Consider the following 12,010-nt stretch of genomic DNA (forward strand, 5'->3'; position numbering starts at 1 on the left):
GACATCGTCCGACTTCACATTAACTATCTGCAATATGGATGTGAAGCCCACCACTTCGTGGCAACATCGCCTCAAACTCACCCTCGTCTTGATCCTCGCGGTCGCCCTGCTGCCTGCCCCCGCGACGGCGGCACCGCCCCGGGTCGCGAGCGACCAGGCCCCGTTCGCCGCGCCGCTGCGCACACTCGACAAGCCCGACCTCCGGATCGAGCAGGTCGCGACCATCGAAGGCACCCACCACCGGATGACCTTCCACCGTGCCACCTGGACCGGCGGCCAGACCTACCTGCGTGACATCGCCGTCCGTACGCCCGGGGGCTGGTTACCGGTCACCGACCACGAGCGGCGGTTCGACGAGCAGTGGCTGGTGCTCAGCGGCGCCGGCGGCACCCTGAGCGACTACTACAGCTCGATGAACCCGGGCTGGGTCGGCTTCACCGGCCTGCGCCGCGTCAACGAGCGCACGGTGGAGTTGAGCACCGCCGCGGCGGGCGGGTACGAGCTGACCGTGCGCTGGTCGGTCGCCGGCGACAACCCTGAGGCGTCGTGGACGCTGACCGCCCGCCGCGCCGACGACTTCGTCGTCGGCTACCAGGCGCTGGACATCACCGCGTTCGACGACGTCGACGAGGTGCTGTGCGGCAGCCGCCAGCACGCCCGGGTCGTCTACGGCGCCGAGTCGCTCGGCGCCTGGGAGCTGATGACACCCGCCTGCCTGCTGGAACGCACCGTCGCCGGGCGGCAGGTCACGGCCGGCGTGTACGCCCCAGCCGAGGTGATCCCGTTCGAGCACCAGCGCGAGGTCGGCCCGGACGGCCAGCCGTTCGGGATGAGCCTGCGCAACGAGGCCGGCAACGTGCAGCCGGTGGTCTTCGCACCACAGGTCGGCCGGAAGTCGCCGCTTGCAGCCGGGCAGCGGCATGCGTTCACCTTCGGCGTCTACGCCCGCCTCGGCACCATGTACGAGGCGTACGCGGCCCTCACCCGCGACGAGTACGACTACACGGACTACCGGCACAACGTCTACAACACCTCGCTCACCGAGACGGTGCACAACCTGGTCGACCTGACGATGCAGGACTCGACGGCCGACGACAGCGAGACATACCAGAAGTCCTTGTCGGGCTGGTGGGACCGCGCGAAGAGCTTCGTGGACACCGAGAACGACCGGGCGGTACGGACGGCTACCAGCGGCGTGCTGCTCGGTGCCTACTACCTGACCGGCAACCGCGACCTGTATGACAAGCGCGCCCGCCCACTGCTGGAGTACCAGGTGTCGCGCAACGGGATCGGCTGGACCCCGATCAAGGAGAACCCGGTGTACGGCAACACCGACTCCTGGCGCATCGGCACCGTCTCCGGTGACGCCTCCACCCTGGTGCCGCTCTACCAGCAGACCCGCGGCCAGGTCGCCGGCCTGCACGAGTTGGCCCTCAAGGCGATCGAGGAACGCCCGCGCAAGGACAACCGCACCCCGGTCAGCACCCCCCTTGCCGCCTGGCGGCTAACCGGCAACCCGGCATACCTGGCGGAGGCGAAGGCCGAGGCGGACCGGTACATCACCGCCCAGATCGACCCTCCGTACACCACCAACACCGGCGAGAACGAATTCCAGTTCAACCACTCCAAGGGCTGGTTGGAGTTGCTCGAGCTGTACGAGGAGACCGGCGAGGCGCGCTACCTGAACGCCGCCTACACCGAGGCGAAACGGTTCGTCACCCAGACCATGGTGCGCCCCGTGCCCGACGACGACATCACCGTCAACGCCACGGGCTGGATCGACGCGCAGGTGGACCGCTGGAACGGCGGGGTGACCTACGACTACCCGCTCAAGGACGTACCGGCCCAGACGGTGCCGGCCTGGATGGTCTCCACCAACGGCATGACCTTCGAGCAGTTGAGCACCTACAAGGTGCCGGCGGGCCGGACGAAGACCGGCGGCGGTCTGGTGATGAACCCGATCTGGGCGCCGTTCCTGCTGCGGCTGGCCGGGCACACCGGCGACAAGCTGCTCGCCGACATCGCACACAACATGGTGGTGGGCAGGTTCACCAACTATCCCGGCTACTACTACCGCGAGTCCACCGCCTGGCAGATGCGCCCGGACTTCCCACTGACCGGCCCTGCCGGACTGACCTCCATCTACTACCACCACATCCCGGCCCAGCTCGGGCTGGCGATGGACTACCTACTGTCCGAGCAGAACTACCGGTCGGGCGGGCGGATCAACTTCCCGGCCGCCTTCGAGACCAACTACGTCTATTTCAAGTACCACGTCTACGGGCACCAGCCCGGTGCGTTCTACGGCGAGAACGGCGTCTGGCCATACCTACCCAAGGGCATCGTCAAGGTCGCCGACCCGCAGTTGAACTGGGTGACCGGGCACGGCAACAACAGCCTGTACCTGAGCCTGACCAGCGAGGCCGACGGCCCGTCGAACACCGTGGTGCGATTCGACCCGCAGGTCAGCGGGGTGCGGCCGGACCGGGCGTACCGGGTCGAGGTGATCCGGGACAACGGATCCCGCGAGGTCAAAACGATGCGGGGGGCGGCGCTCCCGGTGACCGTCTCGGGCAAGGGAATCACCGCGCTGGTCGTCCGCGACGTGCAGGTACCGGGCGTCGGGCACCAGGTTGGCGGCCAGCTGGCCGACGCCGGGCCGGACAGCCACCACCTCGACGACGCCAGCCCGATCGGCGTCGCCCGCGGCATGCTGCTGACCCGCCCGGACCGCACCGGGTACGACGCCTACATCCAGGCGGCCACCGAGGCGCCGGCGACCCTGCACTGGTCGACCGACGGCGGCGAGACCTGGCACGAACAGGCCGACCGGATCTACCCGAACGAGTGGACGATCCCGGTCGAGGACCTCGACACGCCGTTCACCTACCGGATCAGCACCGGCACCGCGCAGACCGGCGACGCCACGCTGCGCCTGCCGATGACGGTCACCGGCCGCTGCCCAGCCGGCCGGCCGGTGTGCGGCGTGGTGGCGCCCGACTCACCGGACACCACATCCGGCGACACCGCGGGTCTCACCGTGACCGTGCGTAACGACGGCTCGGCCGCCGTCGCCGATCCGACCGTCGAACTGGGCCTGCCCGATGGCTGGTCGGCCCGGCCGGTGGGGACGGCGCCGTCCGGCGTGCCGGCCGGCGGCACCGCGACCTGGCGGTACGAGGTGACCGTCGGGGCCGACGCCGCCGGCACCGTGTCGCTCGGCGGGACGATGCGCTGGAGCGGCGGCGACGCGACGCTCTCCGCAGGGCGGCTCATCGTGCGCCCACCGACGAAGCTGAGCGCGCTCGTCGCGTCGCCGGCAGAACTCGCCGCCCCGGGTGACGCGGCCACGGTCACCGCGAGCGTGCTCAACACCGGTCCGGCCACCGCGCGGGGCACGCTGAGCGTGACGCCGCCGGCCGGTTGGACGATCACGCCGTCGAGCATGCCGTACGAGGTGGCCGGCCGCGCCGAGCGGGCGTACACCTTCACCCTCACCTCGCCGGCCGGGGCGGCGCGCGACCAGACGTACCGCTTCACCGCAGCCCTGGACGGCGCCGCGCCGACCACGGCGACGGTACGGATCGCCAGCGAAGACATCGTCGTCGACATCCACGACTTCCGGCCGCGGTACACCGAGACCGGCGAGTGGTTGCCCAGCACCCTGGCAGGGCTCAACGGCAGCCAGTCGCGCTACAGCGCCGAGGGGAAGCTCGGCGCCACCGCGACCTGGAGACCGAACCTACCGGCCGGGTGGTACGAGGTGGCGGTCTGGTATCCGTCCAACGCGGCCACCACCACAGAGGCCGACTACCTAGTGAAGCACCGCGACGGCGAGACGACCGTACGGGTCAACCAACAGCAGGACGCGCGCACCTGGCGAGTGCTCGGCACGTACCCCTTCGCGGCGGGACAGGACGGGTTCGTCCGGCTGGTCGTCGACGACCCGGCCATCCACCGGGTCAACGCCGTCCGGTTCCGGCCGGTCGACCCGGCCACCGTGCGGCCGCGGATCAGCGGGCTGTCGGCGGCGCCGGTGCCCGCACCGGGCGGGAAAACCACCGTCACCGCGACCCTCACCGCGCAGACCGTGGTGGGCGCGACCGGCTGCGCCGCGCTCGGTCTGCCGGCGGGTTGGACCGCCACGCCGGCGAGCGTGCCCGTCAACCTCGCCCCGGGCGCCACGCAAAGCGTGACGTTCACGGTGGCGGCGCCGCCGGACGCTGCGGCCGGCGCCCTGCACGAGGTAGCGCTGCACGCGGTCGGGTCGAGTGACCGGATCGCGGTGCCCGTGGGGACTCCCGACCCGGCCCGGGAGGTGATCATTGACAACGGCCAGGCCGGCTACAGCGAGCAGGGCGGCTGGGCCGGGAGCACGCTCAAGGGTTACGCCGACAGCACCACGCGCTTCGCCAACGGCGGCTCCGGTGCCGAGGCGACCTGGCGGCCGACCCTGGCGGCCGGGCGGTACCGGGTCAGCGTCTGGTATCCGACCAACTCGACCACAACGACGGCGGCCACGTACCTGGTCACGCACGGCGCAGGCATGGACAAGCTGATCGTTGACCAGACAGCGGACGCCGGACGGTGGCGGATGCTCGGCGTCTGGCAGCTCGACCCGGCCACCGCGGCGGTACGCCTCTCCGCACAGCAGGTCGGCCACCACCGGGCCGACGCCGTGCGGTTCGAACCGGTCGTGGCGGCGACCGCACCGCCCGGGTGCTGAACCACCGGTGGGGGCTGCCCCGGCGGCCCCCACCGGCGGCAGCTGTCAGTGCGCGCCGCGGGCCCCCAAGCGACGCTCGATGTATGATCCGTAATCTGGATTACTCTCCTACGTTTCGAAGGATGACAACGATGCCACGGTCCACCACCGTTCGTGAGGTCGGCGGCGGCACACAGAGCGTCGAACGCGCGCTGTCGCTGCTACGCGCCTTCACCGAGGAGCACCCCGAGCGGCGGGTCTCCGAGTTGGTCCAACTCACCGGGCTGGGCCAGTCGACGGTCTCGCGCCTGGTCGGCACGCTGGAGGCGTTGGGCTTCGTCACCCATGACGCCCGCAGCGGCCTCTACCGGATCGGCCCGACGGTGGTGGGCCTGGCGGGCATCGCCCTCAACCAGTCACCGATCCACCGCCAGTCCCGGCAGATCGCCCAGGACCTGGCCAGTGAACTCGGCCTCGGCGCGAACGTCGCCGAACGGCACGGCGCCGAGTTGTTCTACCTGTGCAACTTCGAGGGGCGACTCGCTCCCCGCTCCTTCACCCTGGTCGGGCGGAGCGGCCCACTGCACGCCACCGCGATGGGCAAGGCCCTGCTGTCCGACCTGACCGCAGACGAGATCGAGTCGCTGCTCGGCGCCCGGTACCCGGTGTACACCCCGAAGACCATCGCCGACCTCGACGGGTTGCTCGCCGCCCTCGCCGACGGCCGCAGCCGCGGCTACACCACCGAACTGGAGGAACTCGCCTTCGGGCGGGCCTGCCTCGCCGCGCCGGTGCGCGACCGCTCCGGGCGGGTGGTGGCTGCCCTGTCCGTATCCGGCCCGCTGTCCGCGCTGGACCTGCCCCACCGCCAGGACGAACTGGCCCTCAAGGTCATCGAGCACGCCGACCAGATCTCCACCGGCCTCGGCTACCACGCCTCCGCAACCCCGCTGTCCGCGACGGTCTGAGCGCCGGTGACCGGTCCCGACCGGTCACCGGACCGGACCGGTCAGCGACCCGAAGACCCGCAGCGCCACCCGCATGACAACCACCGCTGGCACGCTGGGCAGGAAGAACGGGATGGCCGCCGGCACCACGAACACCATCACCGCGACCGGCACGACCACCCCCACCGCGAGGCCGACGGTCCAGAGGGGAGCCCGCCAGGCCGCCAGCACGGCGACCCGCCAGGCGGCCACGGCCGGCAACTCGAAGTGCGCGAGCACCGCCGGCAGATAGCCCAGCACAACGAGATAGGCCACGCCCAGTACGGCCACCGCGGCGACGACCGGTGTACCGCGAGCAGCCAGCAGGTAGAACAGGAACACCCACAGGGTCAACAGCGGCAGCCCCAACCGTACCTGGGACCGGGCGAACTCCGCCCGCCAGCACCGCCAGAAGTCGTGCCACGGTCGCGGCGGGCGGCCGAGCAGGTCGTCACGCAGCACCGCGAACAGCGCGACAGTGGACGGCGCGATGCCGGCGACCACCCCGCCGGCAAGCACGCCGGCCAGCCAGAGCAGGTTCAACCCGGCCAGCCGGACCGGCCAGTCGAGCAGCCGGTAGAGCCGGCCGAACCGGCCACCGATCTCCACCTGCGGACCGCTCACCCGGCGATGACCTCCCCCAGCTGCCCCGGCGAGCCGGCATCGACCGCCCCCTCGTCGACCGGCGGCCGCAGACCAGCCAAACGGCGTCGCAGGTCGGCGCGAGCGAACGCCGACGGGGAGGCGACCGACAGACCCCCGTCGACCGGCAGCACGACCCCGGTGATCCCGCTGGCCGCGTCGGAGGCGAGAAAGTAGACCGCCTCGGCGACCTCCGCCGGACGCAGCGTACGTCCGATCGGGTAACCCGCGGCCGCGTCCGGCAACGTCTCCCCGCCGACCAGGCCGGGCGCCACCGCGTTGACCCGTACCCCGCGCGCGGCGTAGTCCAGCGAGACCTGGCGCACCAGCGCCTCCACCGCGCCCTTGGCCGCCGCATACGCGGCCACCCACGGCGCCGCCAGGAAGGCGTTCACCGAGGAGAGCGCGACCACCGCTCCCCCGGACGGCAGCAGCGGCAACGCCACGCGCAACGGAAAGAACAGGGTGTCCAGGCAGCCGGCCAGCGCCGCCCGCCACTGCTCGTCGGTGGTGTCATGGGCCGCCGCGATCGGCATCGCCCCAGCCGCCGCGACCAGTACGTCCAGTCCGCCCAGCCGCTGTCTGGCTGTGTCAACCGCCGCGCGGGCGCCGTCGGCGGTGCCGCAGTCCCCGGTCAGGTCGGCCACGAGGCTCGGCTCGCCGGCCGGTTCCAGGCCGTAGCCGACGACCCGGTCGCCGGCCGCCGCGAACCGGACGGCGGTCGCCCGGCCGATCGGCGTCGAGGCACCGATCAGCAACACCCGCCTCATCGCTGCCGCCAGGTGCAGTAGCGGTCCACCGCGTCGACGTCCACCGACACCCCGAGCCCCGGCCCCATCGGCAGCGGGATGGCGGCCGGCGTCGCCTCGATCGGCACGGTGAGGATGTGGTTCACCGTGTCGAACAGGGTGGGATGCCACTCGAAGGCGACCAGGTTGGCGCAGGCCGCCGCGACGTGCAGCCCGGCGGCGAGCGCCAGCCCGAGCCCGGCCGAGTGGTGCGGCGCGACCCCCAGATGGTGTGTCTCGGCGTACTGTGCGATGGCCAGCCCCTCGGTGATGCCGGTCCGGCCGATGTCCGGTTGCAGCAGGCCCACCGCCCGGGCGACGACGAACGGCTGGAACTCCCAGCGGTGCCGCAGGCTCTCCCCGAGGGCCACTGGCAGGTCCACCCGCCCAGCCAGATCGGCGTGCCCGGCCACATCCTCGAAGGCCATCGGCATCTCCAGGAACCAGGCGTCGCGTTCGGCCAGGCCGCGGCCCAGCTGCACCGCGTCGGCGAACCCGTAGACACCGTGCACATCCACCGCGATCCGCAGGTCGGGATGCACCTCGCGCAAGGCCGACACGGTGGCCAGGTCGGCGCTCACCCCGTACCCGAGCCCCACCTTGACCTGCCGCACGCCGCGCCCGATCCAGTCCCGGGCCTGGGCGACCCGTTCGCTGTCGGCTCCGCCGGGCAGGCCGGAGAGGTAGGTGGGCACCTCGCGGTGGAAGGCGCCACCGAGCAGGTCGACGACCGGCAGGCCGGCGAGCTTGCCGGCGAGGTCCCACAGTGCGATGTCCACCGCGGCGATCGCGTCGGCCTGGTGGCCGCCCAGGTGCCCCCGCTCGCGCATCAGCTCGCCGAGTTGGTGGCGCAGCGGACGGACCCGGCGTGGGTCGGCGCCGAGCAGCACCGGGGCCAGCAGGCGGCGGACGATCTCGGCCGGAACCTCCGGGGCCACCGGCGCCAAGGCCTCGCCCCAGCCGGCCGTGCCGTCGTCCGCGGTGAGCCGCACGACGAGCGTCTCCCGATGGTTACCGTAGATGCTAGGCCAGGGTGGCCTGGTGGTGTATGCGCGCGGCGCCTCGTCCAGGCTGGGCAGCGCGAGCGGGAAGACGTCCACGCCGACGATCTTCGTCATGACCGTCAGCCTCTCACGTTCGCCAGGACGGCAGCGGGGTCAGACTGAGGATCGAGTCCAGCGCGGCCCGGCTGCCGGCATCCAACGCGCCGGCCGGGTCCCGCACGAAGGCGTAGTCGATGATGCCCCGGCGGACCAGAACCTCCTTGTGCACGGCCCAGGCCAGGCCCTGCTGCAGCCCGAAGCGCACCAACGGCAGCAGCTGGGTGAACGCCTCGTGTGCGGACCGATGGTGCCCGGCCCGCCAGTCCGCCAGGATCGGCGCGAGCAGGTCGGTGAACTCGCACGCGGGCATGGTGCCGACCGCGCCGCGCGCGTACTCCTCGAGCACGAAGAACGCATTCTGGCCGCCCAGGACGTCGAACTCGCCGTCGGTCGCGGTCACCACCTCACCCACCTTCGGCGCGGTGGGCTGGCTTTCCACCTTCACCGACTCGACGCCGGTGAGCTTGCTCAGCTCGACGATCAACGGGACCGGCATGCTCACACCGGTGCTCGCGGGCGCGTCCTGCACCATGACGTGCAGACCGCTGCGTTCGGCCACCGTGCCGTAGAAGTCCACCACCTGCCCGCCGGTCGGCTTGACCAGATAGGGCGGCAGGACCATCAACGCATCGGCGCCGCCGTCGCGCGCGGCCAGCGCCTGCTCCAGGGCGGTCGACGTGCTGGTGGCGTTGACGCCGGCCACCAGCGGAACGTCTGGCCCGGCCACCGCGCGGGTCTCAGCCAGGATGGTGGCCCGCTCCGCGGTCGTGAGGGCGAATCCCTCGCTGGCCAGGCCGAAGACGGCCACGCCGTCCGCCCCGGCGGCGAGTTGGAACTCCACGAGCCGACGCAGGCCGGGTACGTCCAGCGCGCCGGCGGCATCGAACGGGGTGGCGAGGATCGGGACCAGCCCGCGTACGCGGATCCGGGACTCAGGGATGCTCAACTCTCCTCCGAAAGGGCGCTGACGGTGTGGTCGTCCACTTCGATCCCGAGGCCGGGACCGTTCGGCACGGCGAAGCCGTCCGGGCCGCCGGGCAGCGGTGCGGCCAGGATCCGCTGTCCGACCACGGTCGCCATAGGTTGGTACTCGAAGACGGTGAACAGCTCGGCGGCCGCGCTGACCTGTAGCCCGGCCGCGAGGGCCACGCCGAGACCCACGGAGTGGTGCGGCGCGATCGGAAGGTGGTTCGCCGCGGCGAGCTCGGCCACCGCCATCGCCTCGCTGATGCCGGTACGCGCCACGTCCGGTTGAACCAGGCCGACTGCACGTTCCCGTAGCCAGGGCAGGAACTCGTACCGGTGGCGCAGTGCCTCACCGACCGCCACCGGCAGGTCGATCCGCCTGGCCAGGTCAGTGTGACCGGCCAGGTCCTCCGGCGCCAACGGCGCCTCCAGGAAGAGGACGCCACGAGCCGCCAGGCCCCGGCCCAGCCTGGTCGCGGCAGACAGGTCGTACCTCCAGTGCGCGTCCACGGCCAGCGCGACGCTCGGGGCGGCTGCCCGCACCGCGTCCACAGTCGCCAGATCCGCGTCGACGCTGTGCCCGAGGTGCAGCTTGATCCGCTCGACGCCCTTCGCCGCCCACTCCGCGGCGAGCACGCCGCGCTCGCCGTCGTCGCGGGACGGCAGGCCGGAGACGTACGTCGGAACGTGCTCGCGGAACGCCCCACCTAACAGTTCGTGCACCGGCAGACCGGCCAGGCGGCCAGCGAGGTCCCACAGGGCGATATCGACGGCGGCGAGTGCATCCCCCTGGTGCCCGCCGAGGTGCCCCCGCTCGCGCATCAGGTCGCGCAACGCCGCGCTCAATGGCCGCACCCGGGTCGGATCGGCTCCGATGAGCACCGGCGCGAGCAGGCGTCGAACCACCTCGGCGGGAACCTCCGGCGCGACCGGCGCCAGGGCCTCTCCCCAGCCGGTGGCTCCCGACGTGGTGGTCAGCCTAACCAGCAGAGTCTCGAACCGGGGTGAGTAGATGCTGCGCCACGGGTGTCGAACCGCATATCCCGGCAGCGGCTCGGCCGACCCGGTCACGCTGGTCGTGCCGAGGTATGGCTCGGCGTGTTGAAGCTTCAGAACGAAGCAGTCCACGGCATCGATCCGCGTCCGGCCCATCGGTTGTCGCCCCTCACCCATCCTCGTCACATTGTGGAAGTAGATTCCACAATACGGGTGGGACGTTCGTCAACTGGCGCCAGCCATCCAGTTTGGGTTCCGAGCCCACCAACGGCATCGAACAAGCCGCCGACCTGACCACCGCGCTCACCCAGCACCCGGCGTCGACCTCGCCGCGGCCGTACGCGCCTGGCAGCGGCGGGACGTGCCCGGTGTCGTTGCCGCCGTCAGGCCTGGCTCGCCCGGGAAGCTGTCTCGGCGCAGCCTGGCACGACGGACAGGGTGACAGGCTGGCTCGTTTGGGCAGGTCGGCGCCGGTTTTAGACTCGTGTTCGTGTCATTGCCCGCGGGTCTCACTGCTGACGACGAGCTCCTGTACCGGTACCTGCTCGTTGTTCACTCCGCCACCGTGGATGAGATGGTGCGGGGGCGGGCCTCACTCGTTTCAAGGTTGAGCAGGCCGTGAGTTCCATGGCAGCGCGGGGGCTTGTCAGAGCCGATCCCGATGAGGCCGCGCGATACGCGGGTCTGCCCTGTCTGCGTCGGTCGCGAACGAGCCGGGAACCACAGGACGACGCGCGGCGAACACCCGCCAACGCCACGCGGCCGTGCACGCCCTGCGGGCCGAAGGGCTGCCAATCAGCGCGACGGCCCGCCGGCTCGACATGAACGCCAGAACCGCGCGCAAATACGCCCACGCCGCCACCGCCGAGGAGTTGATCGGCTCAAACGCCAGCAGCTGGCCCAGTGCTCTCGCCCCGTTCCACCCTATCTGCGGCAGCGCCTCGCCGACGGCGTCCACCAGACCACCGACCTGCACGTCGAGATCCTGGCCCGCGGCTACCAGGGCAGCCTGCGTGTGCTGTGAGACTGGCTCACCACCGCCCGCACCCGGCCCACACCCGTGGCTCGCGGCTTCGACGCCGCGCAGTGGCAACTCGACCCCCAGGCGTACGTCCAAGCCGCCAGGGCGGTCGGGGCACTCCACCGGTCTGCGCGTCAACTACGAGCTGCGTCTGCGACCCGCGACACCTTCCAGGTCATCCTCGTGACCGTCTCGGCTCCGTAGTCACCCACGCCTCACCAGTACAGCCGATAGAGACCGCTGCCCATGGCGCCCTCCCACCCGACTGCTTGAATGAGTGCGTGACTGATTCCCGCGCGGTGGAACCCCTCAGCTTTGGATACTCGCTCGACGCGGACAACGCGCGCCGGCTGCGGTTGCTCGATGAGCGCGGTGCTGAACTCACGATCGTGGAGCCTCGCCGTGGCGCTGAGAAAGCGGCGTGGCCGCCCCGATCACGGGTTCTGGCCTTCCAGGCCGACACCGTCACGGTCACGCTGACCACCGGCGAACGGTTCGAGTTCGTGAACGGCAGGAAAGCCCCCTGCCGCCGACGCAATGCCGGCACCACATGGACGCTCCAAGGACGCACGTACGAGGTCGTCCACACAAGCGCACGTCAGGCACAGCTCCGCCGAGACGAGAGGGTCCTCGCCTCAGCGCGCTCCTCCTCCCGCCGGAACGGCCCCGTCCGCACGACGATCGAAGCAGAGTGCGACGTCGCTGACCGTATCGGCGTCGTGCTCCTCGAACAGGTCATCCGCCCCGGCCGACCGACGGCATTCTTCGCAGCCCTCGACATGCTCGCGATGGCAGGGTGAAGC

9 protein-coding genes are annotated in these 12,010 nt (G+C 71.4%); 3 read left to right on the plus strand and 6 right to left on the minus strand.

Annotation, left to right across the window (positions count from 1 at the left end; translation table 11 throughout):
• The first annotated feature begins 34 nt into the window (after positions 1-34).
• Positions 35-4,726, plus strand: a complete 4,692-nt coding sequence (locus tag A6A27_RS26470) for a golvesin C-terminal-like domain-containing protein (protein ID WP_143194164.1) — start codon at positions 35-37, stop codon at positions 4,724-4,726.
• A gap of 122 nt (positions 4,727-4,848) precedes the next feature.
• Positions 4,849-5,673, plus strand: a complete 825-nt coding sequence (locus A6A27_RS26475; protein ID WP_241825476.1) for an IclR family transcriptional regulator — start codon at positions 4,849-4,851, stop codon at positions 5,671-5,673.
• A 24-nt stretch (positions 5,674-5,697) separates the two neighbouring features.
• Here A6A27_RS26475 and A6A27_RS26480 read toward each other — a convergent pair whose 3' ends face one another.
• The 6 genes from A6A27_RS26480 to A6A27_RS44425 all read right to left on the minus strand — a co-directional run bounded on the left by A6A27_RS26480 (position 5,698) and on the right by A6A27_RS44425 (position 11,303).
• Complete coding sequence (locus A6A27_RS26480) at positions 5,698-6,315, minus strand: YesL family protein (RefSeq protein WP_073837368.1); 618 nt, start codon at positions 6,313-6,315, stop codon at positions 5,698-5,700.
• Entirely contained in the window at positions 6,312-7,103 is a 792-nt protein-coding gene (locus A6A27_RS26485) for an SDR family NAD(P)-dependent oxidoreductase (RefSeq protein WP_083672881.1), read from the minus strand. Before A6A27_RS26485 ends, A6A27_RS26480 begins: the two co-directional genes overlap by 4 nt.
• Positions 7,100-8,239 carry a mandelate racemase/muconate lactonizing enzyme family protein gene (locus A6A27_RS26490; RefSeq protein ID WP_073837370.1) on the minus strand — a complete coding sequence of 380 codons (1,140 nt, stop codon included), beginning with the start codon at positions 8,237-8,239 and terminating at the stop codon, positions 7,100-7,102. Before A6A27_RS26490 ends, A6A27_RS26485 begins: the two co-directional genes overlap by 4 nt.
• 13 nt (positions 8,240-8,252) lie before the next feature.
• Complete coding sequence (locus A6A27_RS26495; RefSeq protein WP_241825477.1) at positions 8,253-9,170, minus strand: dihydrodipicolinate synthase family protein; 918 nt, start codon at positions 9,168-9,170, stop codon at positions 8,253-8,255.
• The gene (locus tag A6A27_RS26500) at positions 9,167-10,318 is read right to left on the minus strand and encodes a mandelate racemase/muconate lactonizing enzyme family protein (protein ID WP_241825478.1); all 1,152 of its coding nucleotides are present in this window, start codon (positions 10,316-10,318) and stop codon (positions 9,167-9,169) included. The genes A6A27_RS26495 and A6A27_RS26500 overlap by 4 nt, the downstream gene beginning before the upstream one ends.
• A 514-nt stretch (positions 10,319-10,832) precedes the next feature.
• On the minus strand, positions 10,833-11,303 hold the full coding sequence (locus A6A27_RS44425) for a hypothetical protein (protein ID WP_158074051.1): 471 nt from the start codon (positions 11,301-11,303) through the stop codon (positions 10,833-10,835).
• 185 nt (positions 11,304-11,488) lie between these two features.
• On the opposite strand from A6A27_RS44425, the gene A6A27_RS26510 reads away from it, so the two are divergent.
• On the plus strand, positions 11,489-12,007 hold the full coding sequence (locus A6A27_RS26510) for a hypothetical protein (RefSeq protein WP_143194165.1): 519 nt from the start codon (positions 11,489-11,491) through the stop codon (positions 12,005-12,007).
• Positions 12,008-12,010 lie beyond the last annotated feature (3 nt).

This window comes from Micromonospora sp. CB01531 (assembly GCF_001905095.1).
Lineage (GTDB): Bacteria > Actinomycetota > Actinomycetes > Mycobacteriales > Micromonosporaceae > Micromonospora.